At 63.3% G+C, this 25,801-nt stretch carries 23 protein-coding genes; 8 read left to right on the top strand and 15 right to left on the bottom strand.

The annotated features are described in order from the left end of the window. The first annotated feature begins 376 nt into the window (after positions 1–376). Entirely contained in the window at positions 377–1,684 is a 1,308-nt protein-coding gene (locus tag JFU57_RS04895) for an MFS transporter (RefSeq protein ID WP_201128326.1), read from the top strand. A 46-nt stretch (positions 1,685–1,730) separates the two neighbouring features. On the opposite strand, the gene JFU57_RS04900 is transcribed toward JFU57_RS04895, so the two are convergent. The 5 genes from JFU57_RS04900 to rloA2 form a co-directional block, all read right to left on the bottom strand. Beyond that, positions 1,731–2,186 carry a hypothetical protein gene (locus JFU57_RS04900; RefSeq protein ID WP_201128327.1) on the bottom strand — a complete coding sequence of 152 codons (456 nt, stop codon included), beginning with the start codon at positions 2,184–2,186 and terminating at the stop codon, positions 1,731–1,733. 295 nt (positions 2,187–2,481) lie between these two features. Beyond that, entirely contained in the window at positions 2,482–3,861 is a 1,380-nt protein-coding gene (creD, locus tag JFU57_RS04905; RefSeq protein WP_078472809.1) for a cell envelope integrity protein CreD, read from the bottom strand. A 199-nt stretch (positions 3,862–4,060) separates the two neighbouring features. Next, positions 4,061–5,482 carry a two-component system sensor histidine kinase CreC gene (gene creC, locus JFU57_RS04910; RefSeq protein ID WP_078472808.1) on the bottom strand — a complete coding sequence of 474 codons (1,422 nt, stop codon included), beginning with the start codon at positions 5,480–5,482 and terminating at the stop codon, positions 4,061–4,063. Next, positions 5,482–6,162, bottom strand: coding sequence for a two-component system response regulator CreB (creB, locus tag JFU57_RS04915; protein ID WP_201128328.1), 681 nt, complete (start codon positions 6,160–6,162; stop codon positions 5,482–5,484). Before creB ends, creC begins: the two co-directional genes overlap by 1 nt. 75 nt (positions 6,163–6,237) lie before the next feature. Next, positions 6,238–6,738 carry a retropepsin-like aspartic peptidase RloA2 gene (rloA2, locus tag JFU57_RS04920; RefSeq protein WP_020295390.1) on the bottom strand — a complete coding sequence of 167 codons (501 nt, stop codon included), beginning with the start codon at positions 6,736–6,738 and terminating at the stop codon, positions 6,238–6,240. A 200-nt stretch (positions 6,739–6,938) separates the two neighbouring features. Between rloA2 and JFU57_RS04925 the strand changes: the two genes are divergently transcribed. Beyond that, positions 6,939–7,826: an acyltransferase gene (locus JFU57_RS04925; RefSeq protein WP_201128329.1), complete on the top strand. Its 888-nt coding sequence runs from the start codon at positions 6,939–6,941 to the stop codon at positions 7,824–7,826. On the opposite strand, the gene JFU57_RS04930 is transcribed toward JFU57_RS04925, so the two are convergent. After that, positions 7,827–8,384, bottom strand: a complete 558-nt coding sequence (locus JFU57_RS04930) for a DUF2780 domain-containing protein (protein WP_201128330.1) — start codon at positions 8,382–8,384, stop codon at positions 7,827–7,829. A 191-nt stretch (positions 8,385–8,575) separates the two neighbouring features. On the opposite strand from JFU57_RS04930, the gene JFU57_RS04935 reads away from it, so the two are divergent. The 3 genes from JFU57_RS04935 (at position 8,576) to JFU57_RS04945 (ending at position 10,607) form a co-directional block, all read left to right on the top strand. Next, positions 8,576–9,217, top strand: a complete 642-nt coding sequence (locus JFU57_RS04935) for a sigma-70 family RNA polymerase sigma factor (protein ID WP_201128331.1) — start codon at positions 8,576–8,578, stop codon at positions 9,215–9,217. Continuing rightward, complete coding sequence (locus tag JFU57_RS04940) at positions 9,214–9,888, top strand: anti-sigma factor (protein WP_078472803.1); 675 nt, start codon at positions 9,214–9,216, stop codon at positions 9,886–9,888. Before JFU57_RS04935 ends, JFU57_RS04940 begins: the two co-directional genes overlap by 4 nt. Positions 9,889–10,037: 149 nt before the next feature. Continuing rightward, positions 10,038–10,607: a hypothetical protein gene (locus JFU57_RS04945; protein ID WP_078472802.1), complete on the top strand. Its 570-nt coding sequence runs from the start codon at positions 10,038–10,040 to the stop codon at positions 10,605–10,607. Between the two features lie 184 nt (positions 10,608–10,791). Here the strand turns inward: JFU57_RS04945 and fdhA are convergent, their stop codons facing one another. From fdhA to JFU57_RS04985, 8 genes are all read right to left on the bottom strand, one after another. Further along, positions 10,792–11,991: a formaldehyde dehydrogenase, glutathione-independent gene (gene fdhA / locus JFU57_RS04950; RefSeq protein ID WP_020295384.1), complete on the bottom strand. Its 1,200-nt coding sequence runs from the start codon at positions 11,989–11,991 to the stop codon at positions 10,792–10,794. A 119-nt stretch (positions 11,992–12,110) separates the two neighbouring features. Then, a complete protein-coding gene (purU, locus tag JFU57_RS04955; protein ID WP_020295383.1) occupies positions 12,111–12,968 on the bottom strand; it encodes a formyltetrahydrofolate deformylase in 858 nt (285 codons plus the stop codon). An 85-nt stretch (positions 12,969–13,053) separates the two neighbouring features. Continuing rightward, positions 13,054–13,686: a sarcosine oxidase subunit gamma gene (locus JFU57_RS04960; protein ID WP_201128333.1), complete on the bottom strand. Its 633-nt coding sequence runs from the start codon at positions 13,684–13,686 to the stop codon at positions 13,054–13,056. Between the two features lie 61 nt (positions 13,687–13,747). After that, complete coding sequence (locus JFU57_RS04965; RefSeq protein ID WP_078472800.1) at positions 13,748–16,765, bottom strand: sarcosine oxidase subunit alpha; 3,018 nt, start codon at positions 16,763–16,765, stop codon at positions 13,748–13,750. Continuing rightward, positions 16,762–17,064 (bottom strand): sarcosine oxidase subunit delta, encoded by a 303-nt coding sequence (locus JFU57_RS04970; RefSeq protein WP_020295380.1) that lies wholly within the window; start codon positions 17,062–17,064, stop codon positions 16,762–16,764. Before JFU57_RS04970 ends, JFU57_RS04965 begins: the two co-directional genes overlap by 4 nt. 14 nt (positions 17,065–17,078) lie before the next feature. Then, positions 17,079–18,329, bottom strand: coding sequence for a sarcosine oxidase subunit beta family protein (locus JFU57_RS04975; protein WP_078472799.1), 1,251 nt, complete (start codon positions 18,327–18,329; stop codon positions 17,079–17,081). A gap of 22 nt (positions 18,330–18,351) precedes the next feature. Further along, positions 18,352–19,605: a serine hydroxymethyltransferase gene (glyA, locus tag JFU57_RS04980; protein ID WP_020295378.1), complete on the bottom strand. Its 1,254-nt coding sequence runs from the start codon at positions 19,603–19,605 to the stop codon at positions 18,352–18,354. 270 nt (positions 19,606–19,875) lie between these two features. Beyond that, the gene (locus tag JFU57_RS04985; RefSeq protein WP_201128335.1) at positions 19,876–20,616 is read right to left on the bottom strand and encodes a TraX family protein; all 741 of its coding nucleotides are present in this window, start codon (positions 20,614–20,616) and stop codon (positions 19,876–19,878) included. Between the two features lie 221 nt (positions 20,617–20,837). On the opposite strand from JFU57_RS04985, the gene JFU57_RS04990 reads away from it, so the two are divergent. From JFU57_RS04990 to JFU57_RS05000, 3 genes are all read left to right on the top strand, one after another. Beyond that, entirely contained in the window at positions 20,838–21,878 is a 1,041-nt protein-coding gene (locus JFU57_RS04990) for a threonine aldolase family protein (RefSeq protein ID WP_078472797.1), read from the top strand. Between the two features lie 172 nt (positions 21,879–22,050). Next, a complete protein-coding gene (locus tag JFU57_RS04995) occupies positions 22,051–23,496 on the top strand; it encodes a purine-cytosine permease family protein (protein ID WP_201128337.1) in 1,446 nt (481 codons plus the stop codon). Then, positions 23,493–24,317 carry a nitrilase-related carbon-nitrogen hydrolase gene (locus JFU57_RS05000; protein ID WP_201128338.1) on the top strand — a complete coding sequence of 275 codons (825 nt, stop codon included), beginning with the start codon at positions 23,493–23,495 and terminating at the stop codon, positions 24,315–24,317. Before JFU57_RS04995 ends, JFU57_RS05000 begins: the two co-directional genes overlap by 4 nt. 182 nt (positions 24,318–24,499) lie before the next feature. On the opposite strand, the gene gbcB is transcribed toward JFU57_RS05000, so the two are convergent. Next, entirely contained in the window at positions 24,500–25,600 is a 1,101-nt protein-coding gene (gene gbcB, locus JFU57_RS05005; RefSeq protein ID WP_078472794.1) for a glycine-betaine demethylase subunit GbcB, read from the bottom strand. Between the last annotated feature and the right edge of the window lie 201 nt (positions 25,601–25,801).

Genomic DNA, 25,801 nt, shown 5'->3' on the forward strand with positions numbered 1-25,801 from the left:
CCCCTCCACGATCCCGCTCTGCGTCCAGGCGCCCTGCAGTGGCGCCGGGCCAATTGCGGCCTTCGTTGTACGACGACAGTCCCGCCACAACCCACTGCATCTCGTCAGCCCAGAATAAAAACCCCATTGACAGCCCGTTAAAGGACTCTTATAACGGAATCCAGTTGTACGACGACACACAACGTAACAATTTGTCGACCCATAAAAATAATTCAAAGAGTGTCCAGCCAATCATGACCCGACTCCGTCTTTCGCCCGCACCGCCCGCCTGTTTCCTGCTGCACGCCGCCCATTCGCCACCGTGATGCCCCCGCGCGCGCCCTTTGGCGCCGCCAACCGGCAACACCCATAAATCCAAGAAAATGATGGTGAAGCGATGAAAATCAAAGGCATCCGCTGGTGGATGGTCGGCCTGGTCACGGCTGGCCTGATGGTCAATTACCTGGCCCGCAATACCCTGTCGGTGGCCGCGCCGACCCTGATGAGCGAGATGAACATCTCCACCGAGCAGTACTCGCACATCGTCGTTGCCTGGCAGGTCTGCTACGCCCTGATGCAACCGGTGGCCGGCTACATCATCGATGCCATCGGCACCAAACTGGGCTTCGCGATATTTGCCGTGGCCTGGTCCGTGGCCTGCGCGGCGGCGGCGCTGGCCTCGGGCTGGCAAGGCCTGGCGGTGGTTCGTGGCCTGCTCGGCCTGACAGAAGCGGCCGGGCTGCCGGCAGCAGTCAAGGCTTCCACCGAATGGTTTCCAGCCAAGGAGCGCTCGGTGGCCATCGGCTGGTTCAATATCGGCTCGTCGATCGGCGCGCTGCTGGCCCCGCCTATGGTGGTCTGGGCGATTCTCAACAGTGGCTGGGAGCTGGCGTTCCTGATCGTCGGCGCCATGGGCATCATCTGGAGCTTCCTGTGGCTGGTGCTGTACAAACACCCGCGGGACCAGAAGCTGCTGAGCGAGCGTGAGCGCGACTACATCCTCAGTGGCCAGGAAGAGCACTTCAAGGATCCAAATCCGAAAAAAGGCAGCTGGAAAAAGATCATCGGCAACCGCAACTTCTACGCCATCGCCGGCGCGCGCATGTTGTCGGAACCGGCCTGGCAGACCTTCAACGCCTGGATCCCGCTGTACCTGATGACCGAGCGCCACATGAACATCAAGGAAATCGCGATGTTCGCCTGGCTGCCGTTCCTCGCCGCAGACCTGGGTTGCGTGCTGGGGGGATACCTGAGCCCGTTCTTCCACCGCTACTGCAAGGTCTCGCTGTTCACCTCGCGCAAGATGGTGCTGTTCTTTGGCGCCTCGTGCATGATCGGCCCGGCCTGCATCGGCCTCGTGGCAAGCCCCTACACCGCGATTGCCCTGCTGTGCGTCGGCGGCTTCGCCCACCAGACCCTGTCCGGGGCGCTGTATGCCATTACCTCGGATTCGTTCGGCAAGAATGAAGTGGCCACCGCCACCGGCATGGGCGGGATGTTCGGTTACCTGGGCGCTGCGGCATTCACCCTGGTGTTTGGCGTGATGGTGACCAAGATCGGCTACAGCCCGCTGTTCGTGGTGCTGGCGATTTTCGACATCATCGCCGCCCTGGTCGTGTGGAACGTCGCTCGCGAACTCAAGCCCACCCCGGCCTCACCTGCCAGCAGCAACACCCCGGGCGCCCAATTGAAACCCGCGCTCTGAGTGACCCCCTATAGCCGCTGCCGAGCCTCGCGAGGCTGGGCAGCGGCTATAGGGTCGGGCTGGTGGCGGTGGTGGAGGTGGAGGTGGAGGTGGAGGTGACGGGATGGTATTTGGGGAAGCGGCGCAGGACATAGGCGATGCGGGCCAGGTCGATCAGGATCACCGGCACAAACCACAGGTTCTCCGACACCGCGCCAGAGGCCACCAGCAACGTGAAACCGCTCAGCAACAACAACGGCAGGTGACACAGGGCCAACGCCCGATGCAGCCTGGCACTCACGCCCTTGCGTGCCCTGAGGCAAAACACGCCAAAGCCTGCCACCAGCCATAAGGCCGCCGGAAGCACCAGCATCCAGCCAATGTAGGCAAACATCACCTCGAACTCCGGTTCCCCCTCACCCTTGCGCCGAAACTCGCTGTCGAGTGCGATAACCACCGCCAGCCCGTACAGCGCCAGCAAGGCCAACGTCAGCACCGTGTGCTTGAAATACAACCTGCGCATCCTGCATTCCCTTGGTTTGAAAGAGTGTCCGGCCGGCACGATACAGATCAATCGCCCGGCCCTGTAGCGCTGTTTACCGATGGCGGCCGGCGCCTTCGCTCAAGCCTTCGGCCCCGGTGCCGATTGCCCCGGCGGTGCAGGCCACGCCGCAGCGACCGGAGCGTCCAGCAACACCCACTGGCGGCGGCTACCCGCCGGCCGTCGCAGAGGTGGTAATTGCTCCAAAGGGAACAACCCGGCAATGCGCTGTGCCAACGCCTCGCCCTCTGCCTGATCCTCACGCAACCCCAATGATCTACACATGAACCGTCTCCAGATCGAACTCCAGTGGCTTGGCTGCACGGGTCTGGGCAATGCCATACCAGTCCAGCTTGCGGGTCAGCACCATGAACACACCCAGCAGCCCGAACAGCAGCAGCGAGCCCATCAACAGTGCGTAGTCTTCAGCGCTCAGCAAGCCAAAGAGCAGGCCGTACAGGGCCGCCAGACCGACCGCGAAAGCTGAACCGTGACGCCAACTGTGCAAAACGTGGCTGACGTAAAAGCCGATCAGCAACACGCAGGCGCCGGCCGACAGCAGGTACGCCAGGGTGAACCCGAGGTGCTCCGACAGCGACAGCAGCAACAGGTAGAAGAAGGCCAGCGCCACCCCCACCAGGGCGTACTGGATCGGGTGCACCGCCAGGCTCTTGAGCACTTCGAACAGGAAGAACCCGGCAAAAGTCAGGCCGATGAACAGCAACGCGTATTTGATCGCCCGATCGCTCTTGAGGTACTGGTCCACCGGATCGATAAAGCTCACGCCGAAGTTGCGGCTGTTGAAATCACCGCACTGCTCGCTCATGGCCACGCAGCGATCCATGGCCTGCTGCAGGTTGGTGGAGAAGAACGAGGTCTGCCAGGTGGCGGAAAAACCCTGCTCGGTGATTTCACGCTGGGCCGGCAGGTAGTTGCCGATAAAGCTCGGATGCGGCCAGTTGGCCATCAACTGCACCTTGCTGGTCTTGCCCACCGGCACCACCGACAACTGCCCGGTGCCTTGCAGGCGCAGTTCGAAACCGAAATCCAGCTGGGTGGGTTTCTTCACGTCCAGCGGCGGCAACATCACGTGCACGCCCTCGTCCAGCCAGCTGACATAGGTGCCTGGGGCAAAGTCCAGGGTCTGGCCGTTGAGCTCCAGTTTCAGGGCATTTTCAATACCGCGGATGTCGCTGATGCCCACCGCCAGGAAGGCCCGGTCGAACTGATAGTCGGCAAAGTCTTCGCTGATGCCGTACTGCGCGGGAATGGCAAATTGGCCGCTGAGGTGGGTGTTGGCGTGAAACAGCCGGGCCTCGTAGATCCCCCGGGCGCGCAGTTCGGTCTGCGCCTGGCCATTGAGCTCGAAGTGCTCGGGCAGGAAAAACAACCGGCCCTGTTTCTCGACAATGTATTCAGAGCGCTTTTTTGTTTTTTCGTCGACCCGCCAGGTACGGACCTTCTTGCGGTAGTCGACCACCATCACCGGGCCGGTCACCCGTTGGCTGCCACTGGAGCTGCGGGCGATCTCGTCGAGCACGCCGTCGCGCAATTGCTGACGGTCGTCGATCAGGCCGTTGATCATCAGCAAGGGGATCAGCAGTAGCAGGATCAACAGGGCAATCGCCCCCAGTTTTACGGTCAAGCTGCGGTTCATGGATTCTCTCCCGATTCGTATGAGAGAGAGTCTGGGCCGCCCATATGGGGGCTTTATGAGGGCAATGTGGAGACTGTGTGGAGATTTTCGTACCCCTGTAGCCGCTGCCGAGCCCGCGAGGCTGCGCTGGCCCTCAACGACCAACGCATTTATCCCGCCAGATCTTCAGCGCCCTTGCGGGCCAGCGGCTACAGGGTAGTTATCGAGGGAGGTGGAGGGTGACTTGCACGCCGCCGGGAACGTTGCCGATGGTCATGCGGCCACCGTGCAGTTGCACCACTTCTTCGACGAAGTTCAGCCCCAGGCCAGTGCTTTTGCGCCCACTGTCCGGGCGTGGCAGGGAGTAGAAACGCTCGCAGAGGCGGGCCAGGGCATACTCCGGAATCGCCTCGGCCTGGTTGAACAGGCTGAACTCGACCTGCGCCCCCAATTGCTTGGCAAAGAACCGCAGCACGCCCTGGGCCGGGGTGAAGTCCAGGGCGTTTTCCAGCAGATTGCCAATGGCCTGGCGCAACAGGAACGGCTCACCGATCAGGGTCAGATTCGGGTCGATGCGCTGTTCGATCTGCAATTGCTTGCGCTCGATCCGCGCGCTCTGGCTTTGCAGCAACTCATCGATCAGGGTCGCCAACGGCACCTCGACCCGCTCTTCCAGCCCCTGGCGCTGCTCGACCTGGGCCAGGTCCAGCAGGCGCTCGATCAACTGCTGCATGCGTGCGCTTTCACTGCCGATGTTGCCGACAAAGCGCTGCTGCTGCTCCACCGGCATCTCGCCCTGCAGCAACTCCGCGGCGCCACGAATCGCCGCCAGCGGGCTTTTCAATTCGTGGGTCAGGGTGTGCACATAACGTTCGACGTAGGCCTTGCCCTCAAGCTGGGTGCGCATGTGCTCCACCGCCGTGGCCAGTTGCTCCAACTCACCACCACGGTAATGCGGCAACGCGGCGCGCCGGCCTTCGCTGACCGCCTGGGCATAGGCGGTCAGGCGGCGCAACGCCGCGCTGAGCCACCAGGACAGCAACGCGCCGAACAGCAGGCCCAGGGCAATCAGGCCGATGCCGTACCACACCAGACGGCGTTCGGTGCGGTCGACATAAGGCTGCAACGAGCTGTTGGGTTTGGCCACGGTGACCACGCCGATGATCTTGCCCTTGTCACGGATCGGCGCGCCCACGTGCATGACCGAAGAATTCGGATCATCGGCCACCGCCCGCGACGAACGCGCACCGTACTGGCCGCGCAAGGTCAGGTACACGTCGTTCCAGCGCGAATAATCCTGGCCCACCGCGACTCCGCTGGAGTCCAGCACCACCTTGCCCTGGTCGTCGGTGACATAGATGCGGTGGTTGACCTGGTTCTTCGGCAGGCCCCAGATACTGGCCGCCGGCTGCCGCTCGCCGTAGGCCTCGAGCAGTTGCGGCCAGCGGTTTTCATTGAGGGTGCCGGCCTTGAAGTCATCGCGCAGGATTTCGGCCATCAGGTTGGCGGTGTCCACCAGGGTTTCTTCGGTGGATTGGCGCACCCCGGGACGGATTTCCTCCATCACGGTGCTGAGCACAAAGTAGCTGGTCAGGCCGATAAACAGCGCATAGACCAGGAAGATCCGGATGCCGAGGGACATCAGCTATGACTCGGGCTGTAGCTGTAACCCAGGCCGCGGTGGGTCTGGATCGGCTCGGCGGTGGCGGCCACCAGGCGCAATTTGGCGCGCACGCTCTTGATATGGCTGTCGATGCTGCGCTCGTAACCGGCGTCCGCCGCCACCCCCAGGGCATCGAGCAACTGTTCGCGACTGAACACCCGCTCCGGCTGCTCCAGCAGGCACTGCAACAGGCGAAACTCGTGACGGGTCAGGCTCAGGGGCTGGTTGCGGTAGCTGATCTGCACCCGCTCGGCGTCCACTACAAACAGCGCCGAAACCGGTTCAGCAATGGCCCGCGGCCCCATGCGCTTGAGAATTGCCTTGACCCGCGCCGCCACCTCGCGCGGGCTGAACGGCTTGACCACGTAATCGTCAGCGCCGATTTCCAGGCCCACCACCCGGTCGATTTCACCGTCGCGGGCGCTGAGAAACATCACCGGCACCTCGCTGAAGCGCCGCAGTTGCTTGCAGGTTTCAAAGCCGCTGATATCGGGCAGGCCGATGTCGAGAATGATCAGGTCCGCCGGCGTCGCCCGCTGATGCTCCAGCGCCGCCTGCCCCAGGCTCAGCCAGGTGGTGCTGAAACCTTCGCCTTGCAGGGCGAAAATCAGCGTATCGGCTATCGCCGCTTCGTCTTCGACAATCAGGATATGGGGCATGGCGTCCGGGCACAGGAGTTGAATGCCCGAACGGTGCCGGATGCCTCAGGCCGCGTCAATCAGATGCAGCAGCCATCAGCAGTCAGGTTTGTCTGCGGTGTAGCGCCGGGCCGGGTTCACCGCCGCGCCAAATTCACGCAGGGCCTTGGCGCCGATCAGCAACGGGTAGTTGAAGCTGCTGCGGTCGGTCAGGTTGACCTCCACCGTGCGCTTGACGTTGCCCAGGCACATTTCCAGGTCGACCACCGGACGCTTGGCGGACTGCGGCTCGTCCTTCTCGTCATCTTCGTCGGAGCGACTCTTGATCTTGCTGATCCGCGCCACCTTGTGTTCGTAGACCTTGTTATCGGCGTCCTTGGTGGCCAGGCGAAAGCGCACCCAGTCCTCGCCGTCACGGGTGAAGGTCTCGATGTCCTTGGCCGACAGCGAAGCGGTCAGGGCCCCGGTGTCCATCTTGGCCTTGAGGGTTTCACCGATTTCCGGCAAGCGAATGTTTTCGTAGCGCCCGTAGAGGGTCGGCTCGGCGGCCATGACCGGCAGGGCCAGGAGGGACAAAAGAGCAAGGACGGCTTTCACGTGGTGGGGTTCCTTGAAGAGTGGGCAGCGGGATTTTAGACCCTTGCCGCTGAATTCGTTCGCCAGCGCCACCGTGTTAGCGGCGCAGCGAATGAAAAGCATACCCGGTCATGGGTGAAACATTCGTCAGCACACTGGGATTTGGCCTGTTCGCCGAAGCTGCTTATCATGGCGCGCCAAAATGATTTCAAGAGTGCCTTATGCGCCGCCTGCTCACCGGCTGTTTCGTCACCCTGCTGCTGTTGCTCAACACCCTGGTCCTGTTCGGCCCGCTGATGGTGTTTGCCCTGCTCAAGCTGGTCCTGCCGGGGCGCCTGCGCGATTACGCATCCTGGGCGGTGATGTGGATCGCCGAAACCTGGGCCGAGATCGACAAGCTGATCTTTGCCCTGTGCATCCCCACCCAGTGGGATATTCGCGGCGGCGAGGGGCTGCGGGTCGACACCTCCTACCTGGTGATCAGCAATCACCAGTCCTGGGTCGATATTCCGGCGCTGATCCAGACCCTCAACCGGCGTACGCCGTTCTTCAAGTTCTTCCTCAAGAAGGAACTGATCTGGGTGCCATTCCTGGGCCTGGCCTGGTGGGCGCTGGACTACCCCTTCATGAAGCGCTACAGCAAGGCCTTCCTGGCCAAACACCCGCAGTTGCAAGGCAAGGACCTGGACATCACCCGCGCCGCCTGCGAGCTGTTCAAGCGCCAGCCGGTGACCGTGGTCAACTACTTGGAAGGCACCCGTTTCACCCCGGCCAAGCGCGCGCAGCAACAGTCACCTTTCACCCATTTGCTCAAGCCCAAGGCCGGCGGCGTGGCCTTTGTGCTGGCGGCGATGGGTGAACAGCTGGATGCGATTCTGGATGTGACCGTGGTCTATCCACAGCCGACGATTCCGGGCTTCTGGGACCTGATCAGCGGCGCGGTGCCCAAGGTCATCATCGACATCCGCACCCGCGAGCTGGACCCGGCGTTGTGGCAGGGCGACTACGAAAACGATCCGGCCTTCCGCCAGCAGATCCAGAACTGGGTCAACCAGCTCTGGACCGAGAAGGATCAGCGCATCGCCCAATTGCGCGCCGAGGGCAACTGATCAGCTGCCAGTGCCCCAGATGCCGCTCAGGCTTTGCAGCAACGAACCACCGACGCCCTGCTGCCCCAGGTATTGCAGGATCAACGGCGCAAACTGGCCGATCATGCCGCTGTCCATGCCCAGGGCGCCGAAGGTGTTGTTCAGGTCGTTGGTGTTTTTCACATTGCCCAGCAGCCCGTCCAGGGCCGGGGATTTGGCCGAATCACCGAGCAATCCACCCAAACCGCCAAGCCCGCCGAGGGCATTGTTGCCAGTCAGTTGATCAAGGCCGGGCACGCTTTTCGCCAATTGCGCGTAATCGGTGGAGCTGAGCCGGTTTTTTGCCAGGCCGAGCATGGCTCCGGCGCCGCCCACTGCCTGCTCCGGCGACACGTTCAATTGCGAACCCAGGGTATCGAGCAAGCCGGCCGCTTGCGGGGTGGTGGCCGCCTCGCCGGCCTTGTTGCCCTGGGCGCCGGCAATGGCTCCGGCCACATCACCCAGGTTGAACCCCGCAAACACCGGGCTCGCAGCCAGGGTCATCAGCGAAGCCAATAGCAAACCGCGTGAAATCTTCATCGAGCCAACCTCAGTGAACGCTGCGCCATCCTCAAGAGTGGGATGGAAAACAGTTTTTTGACTGAATTCCCGAAGTAATGTTCCGAACGCTGGTCGGCGCGAGACGGGAACAGCGCTCCTGAAAAAAAACCAACGGGGTGCATCCGCCAGCTGCTTGCCCACGTATATCCAAGGGCCTGGAGGACACCCTGATGAATGGAACAACCGCCCACCCTGGACTAACCTCAAGCCACCTTCGCGGCCCGTCGCCTTGGGCTCACCCCTGGACTGCCTGGAGAACGGTTATTTCCACTGTCGATACCGATCAGCTCAGACAGCTGCTGGCCCAGTGTTCACTGGGTGACCGGCACGCCTTCGAAACCTTGTACCGCAGCGTCGCGCCGCGACTGCACGGGGTAGCCCTGCGCTTCATGGGCCGCCGCGACCTGGCGGAAGAGGTGTTGCAGGAAAGCTTCGTGCGCATCTGGAACAACGCCTCGCGCTACCAGGCGCACCTGTCCGCGCCGCTGACCTGGATGATCAACATCACTCGCAATCAGGCCATCGACCAGTTGCGCAAACACCGCGAACGCCCCCTAGGCGCACTGGAAGAACAACAGTTGGAGGATCAAAGCCTGTCGGCCCACGAGCAACTGGACCGCGCCCGCGATGCCAGCGCCTTGAACCGCTGCCTGGCGACCCTGGAAAGCATGCAGCGCCAGTCCATCAGCGTGGCCTACTTCCAGGGCCTGTCGTGCTCGGAATTGGCCGAACACCTGGCCGCGCCCCTGGGCTCGGTCAAGTCGTGGATTCGTCGCGGCATGGAGCGCCTGCGCAGGTGCCTTGAATCATGAATTACCAAACCCCCGCCCTGCGCCGCGCCCTCGCCGCCGACTACAGCATCGGCCTGATGCAGGGAGCGGCCCGACGCCGCTTCGAGCAATGGCTGCTGGATGACGCGGCCTTGCGCGCCGAAGTGGCGCAATGGCAAGAACACCTCGCCAGCCTGACCCACACACTCCCGGAGCAGGACGTGCCGGAGCGAGTGTGGCAGGCGATCCAGGCCCGCATCGAACCGCAACGCCTGCACGTGCCGCCCAAGCAACCCCTGTGGATGCGTTTGCGTCTGGTGGTCGCCGCCTGTGCGGTGCTGGCCTCGCTGTACATCGGTTTCATCTACCAGAGCGACAGCGTGCGCTACAGCGCCACCCTGCTCAGCGCCAGCCAGCAACCGGCGTTGCAGATCCAGGCCCATGGCCAATACCTGCAGGTCGACCCCCTGGCCCTGGCCACCGTCGGCCTGGATCGCAGCCTGGAGCTGTGGGCCATACCGGCCGACGGCAAACCCATCTCCCTGGGCGTGGTGCCGGTGGGCGGCAAGGGCCGGATCAACCTGAGCCAGGCCCAACGCGACCTGCTGGGCACCCCCATCGCCCTGGCCGTCAGCCTCGAACCCCATGGCGGCTCGCCCACCGGGCAACCGACCGGGCCGGTGTTGTATCAGGGGCCATTGGTGGCGTTGTGAACCTCAGTGGCGGGCATGAAAAATCAGTCCCGAGATGGCGTTCGAACCCAAGCTGATTGAAAATGCCGCGCAAACCCCTTGGCCTCAGACCGGCCAGGGGCTGCTGGTGTGAAGGACTCACCCTTTTTCGGCGTTATAAGCGAAGCACAATGAAACGTTTTCTGTATGTTTGCGGCCTGCTGGGCCTGGCAACACTGGTTGGCATCTGGAGAATCGGCACTCCGGTCGATGAGGCGGTATGCAGCGCCGAATCAACCACCTCCGGCCCCTTGGGCACGGTTATCAGCCAATACGCCGACGCCACGGGTGGGGCCGATTGGAGAGACAACGGCAGCCCCTTCACCGTTCTCGAACTACCCGCCGCCCACGCCCTCGCACGCGAACCCCGGCAGCACTACTGCGAAGCCCTGAGCCTTCTGCAAAACCCCCAGCGCACGCCCACCGAAAAGGTGCACACCGTGATGGTGATGCTTAGCCTGCCTATCGATTATTACCTCGGCTTTATGGATCGCAGTCATGAGCTGTATCAGCGTGGGCTTATCGATGCCTCGGTGCTGGGCTTCGTCATGACCCCGAGGGGTACCGCACTCAACTACTGGTGGCTGCCGCAATGGCGATCGCGCTATCAACGCGATGCCCCCGGGCTGTATAGCCAGGCGCAGATTGAAGACGTGCTATCCGGCGCGCATTGGTTTGACTACCCGGGGCGGGGGTTTTGAGCGGTTCAGATTGAAGCTGTTTTTCCACCCATCAGCCGCTCGACAGGCGCTGGGGCTGCAAAATGACATCCACACACCTGACACGCCACGGCGCCCGATGGGTGCCAGCGCAGGCTACCGGTCGGCTGGGGGGCGGAGAAAAAAAAGGGCGACCCGTGGGTCGCCCTGTTTGTTGCGGCTGGAATTAAGCAGCGCTGAAGAGTTTGTGCGGGTCGATGACGAATTTCTTCGGTACGCCGGCATCGAATTCGCCGTAGCCGCGAGGGGCGTCGTCGAGGCTGATGACTTCGACCCCGACGATGTCGGCGATTTTGATCCGGTCCCACATGATGGCTTGCATCAATTGGCGGTTGTACTTCATCACCGGGGTCTGACCGGTGTGGAAGCTGTGGGATTTGGCCCAGCCCAGGCCGAAGCGAATGCTCAGGCTGCCCATTTTGGCTGCGGCGTCCACCGCACCCGGGTCTTCGGTCACGTACAGGCCGGGAATCCCGATTTTGCCCGCCACCCGCACCACGCCCATCAACGAGTTGAGCACGGTGGCCGGGGCCTCGTGCTTGACCCCGTCATGCCCATGACCACGGGCTTCGAAGCCCACGGCGTCCACCGCGCAATCGACTTCCGGCTCGCCGAGCAAGGCCGCGATCTGTTCGTGCAGCGGGGTGTCCTTGGACAGGTCGGCGATTTCAAAACCCTGGGCCTTGGCGTGGGCCAGGCGGATCGGGTTCACATCACCAATGATCACCACCGCCGCCCCCAGCAAGCGGGCAGACGCCGCAGCCGCCAGGCCGACCGGGCCGGCACCGGCCACATACACCGTACTGCCAGGCCCTACGCCCGCCGTCACGGCACCGTGGTAACCGGTGGGCAGAATGTCGGAGAGGCAGGTCAGGTCGCGGATTTTCTCCATGGCCTTGTCGCGGTCCGGCAGCTTCAGCAGGTTGAAGTCGGCGTAAGGCACCAGCACATATTCAGCCTGGCCGCCGGTCCAGTCGCCCATGTCGACATAGCCATAGGCGCCGCCAGGGCGGGCCGGGTTGACGCTCAGGCAAACCCCAGTGTGCTGTTCCTTGCAGGAACGGCAGCGCCCGCATGCCACGTTGAATGGCACCGACACCAGGTCGCCGAGTTTCAGGTTCTCGACGTCGCTGCCCTTCTCGATCACTTCGCCGGTAATTTCATGCCCCAGAACCAGGCCGGTCTGGGCGGTGGTACGGCCGCGCACCATGTGTTGGTCGGAGCCGCAGATGTTGGTGGAAACCACGCGCAGGATGACGCCGTGCTCAATCTTCCTGCCACGGGGGTCCTGCATTTTGGGATAGTCGATTTTCTGTACTTCGACCTTGCCGTTGCCGAGATACACGACGCCACGATTACCAGACATGCAAGTCACCTCTGTAGTTGTTGTTGTGAAGAGATTTGAAGCAGCTTCAAGCGGCAAGCTACAAGCCGCAAGAAGTGTGCATACCGCTGTTACTTGTCGCTTGAAACTTGCAGCTGCCCTTAAAGCACCACCGTGCGGTTGGCGTTCAGGAACACCCGTCTTTCGATGTGATAGCCCACTGCGCGGGCCAGGGTCAGGCCTTCGATGTCGCGCCCCTTGGCGATCAGGTCCTCGGGATAATGGCTGTGATCCACCACTTCCACGCCCTGGGCGATGATCGGGCCTTCGTCCAGGTCGTTATTGATGTAATGCGCCGTGGCGCCCACCAGCTTCACGCCTTTGTTGTAGGCCTGGTGGTACGGCTTGGCGCCCTTGAAACCGGGCAGCAACGAGTGGTGGATATTGATCGCCTTGCCGTCGAGTTTGCGGCACAGCTCCGGCGACAGCACTTGCATGTAGCGCGCAAGGATCACCAGCTCGGCGCCCGACTCTTCTATCACCTGCCACACCTGGCGCTCCTGGGACGGTTTGTCGTTAGGGTCGAGGGGGAAATGGTAGTAGGGAATCTGGTGCCAGTCGGCCAAAGGTTTCAAATCGGGGTGATTGGACACCACCGCCACCACGTCCATCGACAGTTGGCCGATGCGCTGGCGGTAGAGCAGGTCGTTGAGGCAGTGATCGGCCTTGGAGACCATGATCACCACTTTGGGCCGGTAATTGGGCGCGGTCAGTTCGAAGACCATGCCGAAGGCCTCGCCCCTGGCGGCCAGGCCGGCGCGAAACCCCTGCTCGTCAAAGGACTCGGGCTGGCGAAATTCAACTCGAATAAAAAAACGGCCCGAAAGCCGGTCATCGAAGGAGTGGTGCTCGGTGACGTAGCAACCCTGCTCGAACAGAAAGCGGGTCACCGCGTCCACCGTGCCGAGCACACTGGGGCAATCGGCGGTCAAAATCCATGTGTCTGGGACGCGGCTCATCGTTGACGACTCCTGAGTAAAGAAAAAACTGGTCGTGGACCGGGCGCCCCCTGCGGCGGGGGCGCCTGCCACCACGGCGCAGCATTCAGGCCTGGACGCTCAAGCCGTACTCGGCGGCGGCATCCTGCAGCCACAACCACCAGTAATCGGAGAAGCTGCGGCGGATCAGCAGTTCCCAGGTGTCTTCAGCGGTATGGCGGATCACCAACTGCGACTTGGCGAACACCGTGCCGACCGCCTTGCCCACCGGGAAGCTGTCCGGGTGCACGTCGTAGCTGGTGGACTTCATCAGTACCTGGCGCACATTGGGCCCCGACAACTCGAGGATCTGCTGGCCGCCGCTGACGTTGACGATCTGGATATGCAACTCGCCCAGGGCTTCGCGCAGGCTCTTTTCCGCGGCGAACTCTTCACCGCCAGGCACGATCAGCAGCCACTCATCCGGGCCGAGCCATTGCAGGCTGGTTTCACCCTTGACGATCACCGCCAGGGCGCCGGGCAATTCGATGCCCAGGGCCTTGTGCACGCCGGCAGCAAAGGCCGGGTCATGGCCGTCGCCACGAATCGTCAGGTGGCCCAGGAGTTTCTTTTCGCGCACGGTCACGCCGGCATTCTTGCGGCCCTTGCCCACAAGGCTGGCGAGGTCGGCGTGATGCAGCGACGACTCGGCCTTGGCCCCGTTGGTCGGGCGTTGCTGGTAAACATTGGCAGCGGTCATATGGAGCACCTGTGTTGAATTCTGTTGGAGCCTTGCCCGGCGAACCGGGCAAGGCTCACGGCTACACGTTCTGGCGATCGCCCTTGGGGTCGAAGAACACCGAAGACACGATTTCCGCCTCGATCACGCGACCATCGGCCAGGGGCGCGAAGACCCGCTCGCCCAGGCGCTTGAGGCCGCCCTTGACCACGCCCAGGGCAAACGAATACCCCAGGGAGTTGTGGGCGTAGCTGGAGGTGACGTGGCCGACCATGCTCATCGGGATCGCCTGCTTGGTGTTGAACACCAGTTGCGCGCCCTCCGGCAGCCATTGGGTCGGATCGATCGGCTTGAGGCCCACCAGTTGCTTGCGCTGATCGCGCACGCAGTCTTCACGGTTCATCCCGCGCCAGCCGATCCACGAGAACGGCTTGGTCCGCCCCACGCACCAGCCCATGTTCAGGTCGTCCGGGGTCATGGAGCCGTCGGTGTCCTGGCCGACAATGATGAAGCCCTTCTCGGCCCGCAGCACGTGCATGGTCTCGGTGCCGTAGGGGGTCAGGTTGTAGGCCTTGCCGGCCTCGACGATTTTCTCCAGCACGCCCATGGCGTAGTCGGCCTGGACGTTGACTTCGTACGACAGCTCGCCGGTGAATGAGATACGGAACACCCGCGCCGGCACACCGCCGACCAGGCCTTCCTTCCAGGTCATGAACGGGAAGGCTTCGTTGCCCAGGTCAATGTCGGTGACCTGGCTCAGCAGCTTGCGGCTGTTGGGCCCGGACAGGGTCATGGTCGCCCAGTGGTCGGTGACCGAGGTGAAGTACACCTTGAGCTCCGGCCATTCGGTCTGCTGGTAGATCTCCAGCCACTGCAGCACGCGCGCCGCGCCGCCGGTGGTGGTGGTCATCAGGAAGTGGTTGTCGGCCAGGCAGGCGGTCACGCCGTCGTCGAAGACCATGCCGTCTTCCTTGCACATCAGGCCGTAGCGCGCCTTGCCCACATCGAGCTTGGTCCAGGCGTTGGTATAGATGCGGTTGAGAAACTCGCGGGCGTCCGGGCCCTGGATGTCGATCTTGCCCAGGGTCGAGGCGTCCAGCAGGCCGACGCTGTCGCGCACGGCCAGGCATTCGCGCTTGACGGCGGCGTGCAGGTCTTCGCCGTTTTTCGGGAAGTACCAGGGGCGCTTCCACTGCCCGACGTCTTCGAACTCGGCGCCGTTTTTCAGGTGCCAGTGATGCAGCGCGGTAAAGCGTACCGGCTCGAAAATGTGCCCGCAGTGCCGACCCGCCACAGCACCGAAGGTCACCGGCGTGTAGTTGGGACGGAACATGGTGGTGCCCATCTGCGGAATGCTGACGTTCAGCGAGCGCGCGGCAATCGCCAGGCCGTTGACGTTGCCGAGCTTGCCCTGGTCGGTGCCAAAACCGAGAGCGGTGTAGCGCTTGACGTGCTCCACCGACTCGAAGCCTTCGCGGGTGGCCAGTTCAATGGCGGCGGCGGTGACGTCGTTTTGCAGGTCGACAAATTGCTTGGGCGCCCGCGAGGTGCCTTTTTCATGGGGCACCTGGAACAGCGCCAGGGTCGCTTCTTCGAGACGGGTCAGGGTTTTGGGCAACACCCCTTCCACGGTCTTGAACCCGGCTTCGCTGGCGGCGCGCACGCCCCCTTCAAAACCGTCGGCCAGGGAATCGCCCAGGCCGTAGACGCCATTGATGCCACCGACGCACACGCGCTTTTGCGGTGCTTCGCCGGGTACGAAACCCAGGATGTCTTCACGCCAGGTCGGCTTGCCGCCCAGGTGCGAGGCCAGGTGCACCACCGGGCTGTAGCCACCGGAGCTGGCGATCAGGTCGCAATCGAGCCACTCGCCGGGGCTGGTCACGGTGTGCGCCTTGACATCAATTGCCGCCACTCGCGCGGCCGTCACGTGCTTGCTGCCACGGGCTTCGATCACCGCACTGCCGGTGAGGATGCGAATGCCCTTGGCCCGGGCCTCTTCCACCAGCGCGCCGCGCGGGTTGCTGCGGGCGTCGGCGATGGCCACCACCTGCAGGCTGGCGTCGAGCCAGTCCAGGGCCACGCGGTAGGCGTGATCGTTGTTGGTGCTCAGCACCAGTTTCTTGCCCGGGGCCACGCCGTAACGGCGAACGTAGGTCGACACCGCGCCGGCCAGCATATTGCCCGGCACGTCATTATTGCCGTAGACCAGCGGCCGCTCGCACGCGCCAGTGGCCAGCACCACGCGCTTGGCGCGCACACGGTGGATACGCTGGCGCACCTGGCCGATGGGCGCGCGATCACCGAGGTGGTCGGTAAGGCGCTCATGAATGGTCAGGAAATTATGGTCGTGGTAGCCATTGACCGTGGCCCGTGGCAACAGCAGCACATCCGGCAGCGCCTTGAGTTCGGCGATCACCGTGGCCACCCAATCCGCTGCGGGCTTGCCGTCCAGGCTTTCGCGGCTGTCGAGCAGGCTGCCGCCGAATTCTTCCTGTTCGTCCGCCAGGATCACCCGCGCCCCGCTGCGCGCCGCGGCCAGGGCTGCGGCCAGGCCGGCAGGGCCGGCGCCGACGATCAGCACGTCGCAGTGCTGGTTCATGTAGTCGTAGCTGTCCGGGTCGTTCTCGGTCGGCGAGCGGCCCAGGCCGGCAGCCTTGCGGATGTACTTCTCGTAGGTCATCCAGAACGATTGCGGGTACATGAAGGTTTTGTAGTAGAAGCCCGGCGGCATCAGCTTGCCGCCGACCTTGCCGAGAATCCCCATCATGTCGTTGTTGACGCTGGGCCAGCCGTTGGTGCTGGTGGCGACCAGGCCCTGGTACAGCGCCTGTTGCGTGGCGCGCACGTTAGGGATTTGCGTAGCTTCGGTGGCGCCGATCTGCAGCACCGCGTTCGGCTCTTCGGCACCGGCGGCGAAGATGCCCCGTGGCCGCGAATACTTGAAGCTGCGACCGATGATGTCCACGCCATTGGCCAGCAGCGCGGCGGCCAGGGTATCGCCTTCAAAGCCTTTGTAGGTCTGGCCGTTGAAGGTGAAGCTGAGGACTTTGTTGCGGTCGATGCGGCCACCGTTGGACAGCCGATTGGTCTGGCTCATACCTTCTCTCCAGCAGCCTTGGCGGTGAATTGCGGCTTGGTGCCGATCTTGTAGGTTTCAAGAATTTCGTAGGTCAGGGTGTCGCGGGTGGCGTTGAAATACTGGCGACAACCGGCGGCGTGAATCCACAGTTCGTGGTGCAGGCCACGGGGGTTGTCGCGAAAGAACATGTAGTCGCCCCACTCGGCGTCGGTGCAGGCGTTGGGGTCCAGCGGACGCGGGATGTGGGCCTGGCCCGATGAGTGGAATTCCTCTTCGGAGCGCAGCTCGCCGCAATGAGGACAGAAGATATGCAACATAGGGATTTCTCCTGTTAGTGGGCGACGGCCGCGGCGCCGTGTTCATCGATCAGCGCACCGTTGTGGAAACGGTCGATGGAGAAAGGCGCAGCCAGCGGGTGCATTTCACCCTTGGCCAGGCTCGCGGCAAACACGTTGCCGGAGCCCGGGGTGGCCTTGAAGCCACCGGTGCCCCAACCGCAGTTGAAGAACATGTTCGGCACCGGGGTCTTGGAGATGATCGGGCAAGCATCCGGCGTGGTGTCGACGATGCCGCCCCATTGGCGGTTCATGCGCACCCGGGACAAGACCGGGAACATCTCGACGATGGCCTGGATGGTGTGCTCGATCACCGGGTACGAGCCGCGCTGGCCGTAGCCGACCCAGCCGTCGATGCCGGCGCCGATCACCAGGTCGCCCTTGTCGGACTGGCTGATGTAACCGTGCACGGCGTTGGACATGATCACGCTGTCGATGATTGGCTTGATCGGTTCCGACACCAGGGCTTGCAGCGGGTGGGACTCGATCGGCAGGCGAAAGCCCGCGAGCTTGGCCATGTGCCCGGAGTTACCGGCGGTGACCACGCCGACACGCTTGGCGCCGATAAAACCCTTGTTGGTTTCGACGCCGATGCACACACCGTTTTCCTTGCGAAAACCGATGACCTCGGTCTGCTGGATCAAGTCCACGCCCAGGGCATCCGCTGCCCGGGCAAAACCCCAGGCCACGGCGTCGTGCCGAGCCACACCGCCACGGCGCTGGACGGTGGCGCCGAGTACCGGGTAGCGCGTGTTTTTCGAGCAATCGAGGTACGGAATCTCGTCTGCCACCTGCTGGGTGTTGAGCAGTTCGCCGTCCACGCCGTTGAGGCGGTTGGCGCTGACCCGGCGCTCGGAATCACGGATGTCCTGCAGGGTGTGGCACAGGTTGTAGACGCCGCGCTGGGAGAACATGACGTTGTAGTTGAGGTCCTGGGACAGGCCTTCCCAGAGCTTCATCGCGTGCTCGTAGAGGTGCGCCGACTCATCCCACAGGTAGTTGGAGCGCACGATGGTGGTGTTGCGCGCCGTGTTGCCGCCGCCCAGCCAGCCCTTTTCAACCACCGCGACGTTGGTGATGCCGTGCTCCTTGGCCAGGTAGTAGGCAGTGGCGAGGCCATGCCCGCCGCCGCCGACGATGACCACGTCATAGACCTTTTTCGGGGTCGGCGTGCGCCACATGCGCTGCCAGTTTTCATGGTGGCTGAGGGAGTGTTTGAAGAGGCCGAAGCCCGAGTAGCGTTGCATAGTCATTACTCCAAAACGGCGCTCAGCGATAAACCGGGAAATCAGCGCACAAGGCCGCGACCTGGCGGGCAACATTGGCCTCGACATCGGCATCGCCGAGGTGGTCGAGGATGTCGCAGATCCAGCCGGCCAGCTCAGTGCATTGACTGACCTTGAAGCCGCGGGTGGTGACCGCCGGGGTGCCGATACGCAGGCCGGAGGTGACAAACGGCGACTGCGGGTCGTTGGGCACGGCGTTCTTGTTCACGGTGATATGGGCCCGGCCCAGGGCGGCATCGGCTTCCTTGCCGGTCAGGCCCTGGCGAATCAGGCTGACCAAGAACAGGTGGTTATCGGTACCGCCGGACACTACATCGTAGCCACGTTTGATAAACACGCCGGCCATGGCCTGGGCGTTGTCGATCACTTGTTGCTGATAGGTCTTGAAGCCGGGCTCCAGGGCTTCCTTGAAGCACACCGCCTTGCCGGCGATCACGTGCATCAACGGGCCGCCCTGGCCGCCGGGGAATACCGCAGCGTTGAATTTCTTTTCCAGCTCTTCGTTGGCCTTGGCCAGGATCAGGCCGCCACGGGGACCGCGCAGGGTCTTGTGGGTGGTGGTGGTGACCACATCGGCGTACGGCAGCGGGTTCGGGTACAGGCCGGCGGCAACCAGACCGGCAACGTGGGCCATGTCGACGAACAGGTAGGCCCCGACCTTGTCGGCGATCTGCCGGAAGCGTGGGAAATCCAGGGTCTTGGAGTAGGCGGAGAAGCCGGCAATGATCATTTTCGGCTGGTGCTCGACCGCCAGGCGCTCCACTTCGTCGTAGTCGATCAGGCCGGTGTCGGTGTCGATGCCGTACTGCACGGCGTTGTAGAGCTTGCCGGAAAAACTGACCTTGGCGCCGTGGGTCAAGTGTCCGCCGTGGGCCAGGCTCATGCCGAGCACGGTGTCACCGGCCTGCAACAGGGCGAGGAACACCGCGGCGTTGGCCTGGCTCCCGGAGTGCGGCTGGACGTTGGCGTAATCGGCGCCGAACAGCTGCTTGGCGCGCTCGATGGCCAGGGCCTCGACCTTGTCCACGTGCTCGCAGCCGCCGTAGTAGCGCTTGCCCGGGTAGCCTTCGGCGTATTTGTTGGTCAGGCCGCTGCCCTGGGCCTGCATGACGCGCTTGCTGGTGTAGTTTTCCGACGCGATCAGTTCGATATGGTCTTCCTGACGCTGCTCCTCGGCATTCATCGCCGCCAGCAGCGCATCGTCATAACCCTGGATCTGGTCTTGCTTGCTGAACATCGCGTCTCTCCCAGCGGCGGCGGTGCGCCTTTCGTCTCGGTGAGGCCTGCCTCACGACAGTGCCCTTTGGATGCGATGGTAGGGCCGGCGCCGCCCGGCCAAATGCCTATGGACGCCACGCAAAGGTGCGTTTACGACATGGGCCCACCCGCCCCTGTAGCCGCTGTCGCCAGGCTCGGTCTGCGGTCGGATGTTGGCAGGAACTGACGCCGAGGATCTGCCGGAAGAATCGCGGTGCAGCATAGGGCCAGCGCAGCCTGACGGCAGCGGCTACAGCGCTTGGCGCAACGCCAGCAACAGCAGGAAGTGCCCGGGATACAGCAGGTAGGCCCAACGCCGCATCGGCGGCACGGAATGCGGGTGCACACCGCGCAACAGGCCGATGCCCAGCAACGGCGCCAGCAGGCAGCTGACAATGCCTAGGCTCGCCGCCTGATTGCCCAGCAGCGCCGCCGGGAACAGGGTCTGCCATTGATTGGCTGCCAGGCACACCAGCCCGGGCAACAGGCTCCAGTACCAGGGCCGGCCAATCACCAGCAGCAACGCCAGGGGCAACAGCACGCCAAACACGCCGAACATCAGTCGCTCGGAGAACAGTCCCGCCAGCGCCAAAGCCGCCACCCCCAAGTACAACGCCGTCCCCCGTCGTTGTTGCCAGCCGCGGGCCACCAACAGCCCCAAGGCCAGGGTCGGCAATACGTTCAAGGTGTCGGGGTCGGGGATAAACAAGCGGTAAGGAATCTCGCTGACCAGGCTGAACACCAGCAACCATCCCAGATACCGCCACTGCCCGGTCACCTCGCCCCGGACCACGCCAACCCGCGCCAGATTGGCCGCCATCGCCAGGCAAAACCAGGGGAACGCAAGGCGCCCGGGCACATAGAGAACATCCACCTGCCAGCCCACATAGCGCAGGTGGTCGAGCACCATGCTCAGCAGCGCCAGCCACTTGAGCAGGTCCAGGGCACCGTCACGTCGGCCGGCAGGTGTGATCAGCGTGGGCCCAGGCATAAATCTCCATGCAATGTGCATTTTTCATGCATAAACAGAACGTGTGCACCCTCGCCAATCTTGGGTAAAGTGCCCACCACCAGGCGCTCGATAGTGCGGCGCCCTCTACGCAATGTGTGTTTCAACCGATCTTCAGTGCAGCACTCCTTACCCAGGAACGCCTTACCCGAGGCCCTTTACCCAAGGCGCCTCATTACGGACACCTATCACGGAAGCAGGCCATGACCGACAAGAGCCAACAATTCGCCAGCGACAACTATTCCGGTATCTGCCCTGAAGCCTGGGCCGCCATGGAACAGGCCAATCACGGCCATGAACGTGCTTACGGCGATGACCAATGGACCGCACGGGCCTCGGATCATTTCCGCAAACTGTTTGAAACCGACTGCGAGGTGTTCTTCGCCTTCAACGGCACCGCCGCCAACTCCCTGGCCCTGTCGTCGCTGTGCCAGAGTTACCACAGCGTGATCTGCTCGGAAACCGCCCACGTCGAAACCGACGAATGCGGCGCTCCGGAATTTTTCTCCAACGGTTCCAAGCTGCTGATTGCCGGCACTGAAAACGGCAAGCTGAGCCCGGAATCGATCCGCGAAATCGCCCTCAAGCGCCAGGACATTCACTACCCGAAACCACGGGTGGTCACCCTGACCCAGGCCACTGAAGTCGGCAGCGTCTACACCCCGGAAGAAATCCGCGCCATCAGCGCCACCTGCAAGGAACTGGGGCTGAACCTGCACATGGACGGCGCGCGCTTCTCCAACGCCTGCGCCTTCCTCGGCTGCTCGCCGGCCGACCTGACCTGGAAAGCCGGGGTCGACGTGCTGTGCTTTGGTGGCACCAAGAACGGCATGGCGGTGGGCGAGGCGATCCTGTTCTTCAACCACAAGCTGGCCGAAGACTTCGACTATCGCTGCAAACAGGCAGGCCAACTGGCCTCGAAAATGCGCTTCCTCTCGGCGCCCTGGGTCGGCCTGCTGGAAAACGACGCCTGGCTCAAATACGCCCGCCACGCCAACCACTGCGCGCAACTGCTGGCCAACCTGGTGGCCGACATCCCGGGGGTGGAACTGATGTTCCCGGTGCAGGCCAACGGCGTGTTCCTGCAACTCTCGGAACCGGCCATCGCCGCGCTGACGGCCAAGGGCTGGCGCTTCTACACCTTCATCGGCAAGGGCGGCGCACGCTTCATGTGCTCCTGGGACACCGAAGAGGAGCGCGTGCGCGAACTGGCGGCAGATATCCGCACGGTGATGAGCGCCTGATACAACGCCGGACGTGGCGAGGGAGCTTGCTCCCTCGCCACAGGGGGCAAGCTCCCTCGCTCTGCAATCAGTTCACAGATTCGTGAACTGATTATTTGCCGCCGCTGATTCAACATCCCCGGCAGATCCCGGACACTTCAAGGTCGACCTATAAAAACAAGGCAGCGACCCCATGACGAGCCTGGCCTCGGCTTCCGACAAAGCCCCTGCGTCAACCCTCAAGATCGAAACCCGCTCCATCGACTACGTCCCCCGCAACGAGCGGCACGGCAAAGTCTGGCACCAGGGCCCCTTCTGGTTCACGGGCAATTTCGTCCTCACCACCATGGTCACCGGCTTCACCGGTGCCGCCCTCGGCTTGAGCCTGCACTACGCGATCCTGGCGATTGTCATCGGCGTGTGCCTGGGCACCTTCTGCATGGCCTTTCACGCCAACCAGGGGCCGCGCATGGGTTTGCCGCAGATGATCCAGTCCCGGGCGCAATTTGGCCTGCGCGGCGCCATCGTGCCGTTTATCGCGGTGGTGTTTGTCTACATCGGCTTCAACGTGTTCAACGTGATTCTCGCCACCGACGCCATCAACACCGTGCTGCCCGGCGCCCGCGCGCCCTGGTACACGCTGATGATCATCCTCGCGGTGATCATTGCGGTGATCGGCCACGACCTGCTGCACACCGTGCAGCGCTGGCTGACCTACGTGATGATCAGCGTGTTCGCGGTGCTGACCATCAGCGCCCTGATGACCCTGCAGGCCGACGCCGCCGTGGCCAACGCGCACTTTTCCTGGTCGGCGTTCCTGATCCAGCTGTCGGCCGCCGCCGGTTACCAGATCAGCTACTCGGTATACGTCTCCGACTACTCGCGCTACCTGCCGCACAAGACGCCGTCGCGCCAGGTGATTTTCTGGACATACCTCGGCGCTGCCGGTTCGGCGTTGTGGCTGATGTCCCTGGGGGCATTCCTGGCCTCCGCCCTGCCCTCGCCGGACGCCATCGGCAGCGTGCGTGAAGTCGGCAACCAGGTGATTCCGGGCTTCGGCACCTTTACCGTGTTGATCGCGGTGCCGGCGCTGATCGGCATCATGGCGGTCAACTGCTACGGCGCCATGCTCACCGGCATCAGTGCCATCGACGGCTTCCTGCAGATCAAACCCAACCTCAAGAGCCGGGTGGTGGGGATCTCGCTGGTGGCGGTGGTGATCTTCCTGATCGCCCTGAATATCCCCGAGAGCTACCTGGGCAGCTTCAACACCTTCGTGCTGCTGATGCTGTATTTCCTGGTGCCCTGGACCGCGGTCAACCTCGCCGATTTTTATGTGGTGCGCAAAGGGCGCTACGCCATCGGCGATATCTTCAACCCGGCCGGGATCTACGGCCAATGGTCCAGTGCCGGCCTGGTGGCGTACTTCCTCGGTCTGCTGGCGATGGTGCCGTTCATGTCCCTGAGTTTTTACCAGGGGCCGGTTTCCCGGGCCCTTGAAGGTGCCGACATTGCCTTTGTGATCGGTTTGGCCGTGGCCGGGGTGGCCTATTGGGCGATGACCCGGCGACTTGATCTGGCTGCCGAGCAGCGGGCCATTGCCGCCAGCGAGCACCTGCTGGAGGGCCCGAGCGCATGAACCCGGTACACACCCTGAAAGTCGCCTGCCAGCAACTGGCGCCGCGTGTCGGCGAGCTGGCCCATAACCGCGAGCTCAGCGCCGCCGCCATCCGCCAGGCCGCGGCCCAGGGCGCCCAGGTGGTGGTGCTGCCGGAGCTGATGCAAAGCGGCTACGTGTTCCACGACCTGGCGGAAGCCCTGGCACTGGCGGAAACCCTCGACGGCCCGGCCCTGAGCCTGTGGAAAAGCCTGGCCGAAGAACTGCATGTGGTGATTGTCGCCGGCTTCTGCGAGCGCCTGACAGAAGACCAGGTGGCCAACAGTGCGGTGCTGATCGAGCCCGAAGGCAACCTGACGGTGTACCGCAAGGCCCACCTGTGGGATCGGGAAAACCTGATCTTCACCCCTGGCAATGAACCGCCGCCGGTGGTGGCGACACGCTTCGGGCCGATTGCGCTGATGATCTGCTACGACCTGGAGTTTCCCGAATGGGTGCGCCTGCCGGCCCTGGCCGGGGCCGCCCTGCTCTGCGCCCCGGTGAACTGGCCGGACGGCCCGCGCCCGGTGGGCGAGCGGCCGGGGGAAATGGTTCGGGTACAGGCCAATGCGGCGGTCAACCGGATGTTTATTGCCGCCTGCGATCGCAGCGGCGAGGAGCGCGGGGTGAATTGGGTCGGCGGTTCGACCATCGTCGATGCCGACGGCTACCCCCTGGCGGGCAAAAACCGCCACACCGGGGAGCAACTGCTGCTGGCGGACCTGCCCCTGGCCGAGGCCTGGCACAAGTCCATCAGTGAACATAACCATGTGCACCTGGATCGGCGCCCGAGCTTGTATTAAACCCCTGCGTGGCGAGCGAGCTTGCTCGCGCTGGGTCGGCCGGCGCTCCGGGGCGTAGCCGCCCTAATGGCTGCCCCCCATTTACTCAGATAAATCGTGCACTCTGGGTTTGCGACCGCTGCGCGGCCGAGCGGGAGCAAGCGCCCTCGCCACGGGGGGAGTGCCTGATCCGGTCCTTGGGATCAGAACTCGATGCGTACGTCGCCTTTTGGCACGCTGCAGCAGGAGAGGATGTAGCCTTCGGCTTCGTCCTCTTCGGTGATGCCACCGTTGTGTTCCATTTCCACTTCGCCGCCGAGCTTGAGCACTTTGCAGGTGCCGCAGATGCCCATGCCGCAGGCCTTGGGGATCATCAGGCCGAGCTTGGCCGCAGCCGCGTGCACGGTTTCACCCGGGGCCACGCGGATGCTCTTGCCCGAGGCGGTGAATTCCACCTGGTGCAGGTCGGCAACGTCGATTTCCGGCGCGTCGGCCGCTTGTTCGGCTTGTTCCACCGCGTCGGCACGGGCTTCGGGCGGGGTCGCGCCGAATGATTCCTCGTGGTAGCGGGTCATGTCGAAGCCCGAGGCCTCCAGCAGGCGCTTGACCGCGGTCATATAGGGCGTCGGCCCGCAGCAGAACACTTCGCGCTCAAGGAAGTCGGGCGCCATCAATTCCAGCATCTTGTGGTTCAGGTAGCCGCGATAACCGGCCCAGGGTTCGCCCAGGCCGTGTTTCTCGCAGATCAGGTGCAGGCTGAAGTTGTCGATGCGCGACGCCATGTGTTCCAGCTCGCGATGGTAAATGATGTCCTTGGGCGAGCGGGCGCTGTGGATAAACACCATGTCGACATTGGCGTTGGTGTCGTAGAACCAGCGCGCCATGGACATCACCGGGGTAATACCGACCCCGCCGCTGAGGTAAAGCACCTTGGGACTGGGGAAGTCGATGGCGTTGAACAGCCCCACCGGCCCGTGCACCGCCAGTTCCTGGCCTTCGTGCAGGGTGTCGTGCAACCAGTTGGAGACCTTGCCCCCCGGCACGCGCTTGATGGTCACCGAAAAGCTGTAGGGCACCGAAGGCGAGCTGGAAATGGTGTAGGAGCGCATGATCGGCTGGCCGTCGATTTCCAGCTCCAGGGTCACAAACTGCCCCGGCTTGAAGAAGAACAGGATCGGCTGGTCGGCCATGAAGCAGAAGGTGCGCACGTCCCAGGTTTCCTGGATGACTTTGACGCAACGGACGATATGCCGACCATTGGCCCAGGTCTGGGTCGTTACCGGATTCAGGAAGCTGTTGGACATGCTGTTCTCCATAGCCGTGTGCTCGGCTTCATGGTGGCGATTCTGCGTAACGCACGAAGCACCCATTTACCTATCTGCGACATTCACATGCTTATCGCGACCAGCCCCCAATCACCGGGGGTTGCGCGTCGGGAACAGGTTGGGCCATGTCGCCCATGGATAAGGTTCGGGGCGCTGGCGACCGCACACTCGGCGCAACGA

Source organism: Pseudomonas sp. TH07 (genome assembly GCF_016651285.1).
Lineage (GTDB): Bacteria > Pseudomonadota > Gammaproteobacteria > Pseudomonadales > Pseudomonadaceae > Aquipseudomonas.

Bases quoted from the DNA above. Each gene is read 5' to 3' on its own strand.
- JFU57_RS04895 (WP_201128326.1), top strand. From the start codon at position 377: ATGAAAATCAAAGGCATCCGCTGGTGGATGGTCGGCCTGGTCACGGCT.
- JFU57_RS04935 (WP_201128331.1), top strand. From the start codon at position 8,576: ATGAATGGAACAACCGCCCACCCTGGACTAACCTCAAGCCACCTTCGC.
- creD (WP_078472809.1), bottom strand. From the start codon at position 3,861: ATGAACCGCAGCTTGACCGTAAAACTGGGGGCGATTGCCCTGTTGATC.
- creC (WP_078472808.1), bottom strand. From the start codon at position 5,482: ATGTCCCTCGGCATCCGGATCTTCCTGGTCTATGCGCTGTTTATCGGC.
- JFU57_RS04900 (WP_201128327.1), bottom strand. From the start codon at position 2,186: ATGCGCAGGTTGTATTTCAAGCACACGGTGCTGACGTTGGCCTTGCTG.
- JFU57_RS04925 (WP_201128329.1), top strand. From the start codon at position 6,939: ATGCGCCGCCTGCTCACCGGCTGTTTCGTCACCCTGCTGCTGTTGCTC.
- JFU57_RS04960 (WP_201128333.1), bottom strand. From the start codon at position 13,686: ATGACCGCTGCCAATGTTTACCAGCAACGCCCGACCAACGGGGCCAAG.
- JFU57_RS04965 (WP_078472800.1), bottom strand. From the start codon at position 16,765: ATGAGCCAGACCAATCGGCTGTCCAACGGTGGCCGCATCGACCGCAAC.
- JFU57_RS04985 (WP_201128335.1), bottom strand. From the start codon at position 20,616: ATGCCTGGGCCCACGCTGATCACACCTGCCGGCCGACGTGACGGTGCC.
- JFU57_RS05000 (WP_201128338.1), top strand. From the start codon at position 23,493: ATGAACCCGGTACACACCCTGAAAGTCGCCTGCCAGCAACTGGCGCCG.
- creB (WP_201128328.1), bottom strand. From the start codon at position 6,162: ATGCCCCATATCCTGATTGTCGAAGACGAAGCGGCGATAGCCGATACG.
- JFU57_RS04940 (WP_078472803.1), top strand. From the start codon at position 9,214: ATGAATTACCAAACCCCCGCCCTGCGCCGCGCCCTCGCCGCCGACTAC.
- JFU57_RS04945 (WP_078472802.1), top strand. From the start codon at position 10,038: ATGAAACGTTTTCTGTATGTTTGCGGCCTGCTGGGCCTGGCAACACTG.
- gbcB (WP_078472794.1), bottom strand. From the start codon at position 25,600: ATGTCCAACAGCTTCCTGAATCCGGTAACGACCCAGACCTGGGCCAAT.
- JFU57_RS04930 (WP_201128330.1), bottom strand. From the start codon at position 8,384: ATGAAGATTTCACGCGGTTTGCTATTGGCTTCGCTGATGACCCTGGCT.
- fdhA (WP_020295384.1), bottom strand. From the start codon at position 11,991: ATGTCTGGTAATCGTGGCGTCGTGTATCTCGGCAACGGCAAGGTCGAA.
- JFU57_RS04975 (WP_078472799.1), bottom strand. From the start codon at position 18,329: ATGCAACGCTACTCGGGCTTCGGCCTCTTCAAACACTCCCTCAGCCAC.
- JFU57_RS04995 (WP_201128337.1), top strand. From the start codon at position 22,051: ATGACGAGCCTGGCCTCGGCTTCCGACAAAGCCCCTGCGTCAACCCTC.
- JFU57_RS04970 (WP_020295380.1), bottom strand. From the start codon at position 17,064: ATGTTGCATATCTTCTGTCCTCATTGCGGCGAGCTGCGCTCCGAAGAG.
- JFU57_RS04990 (WP_078472797.1), top strand. From the start codon at position 20,838: ATGACCGACAAGAGCCAACAATTCGCCAGCGACAACTATTCCGGTATC.
- purU (WP_020295383.1), bottom strand. From the start codon at position 12,968: ATGAGCCGCGTCCCAGACACATGGATTTTGACCGCCGATTGCCCCAGT.
- glyA (WP_020295378.1), bottom strand. From the start codon at position 19,605: ATGTTCAGCAAGCAAGACCAGATCCAGGGTTATGACGATGCGCTGCTG.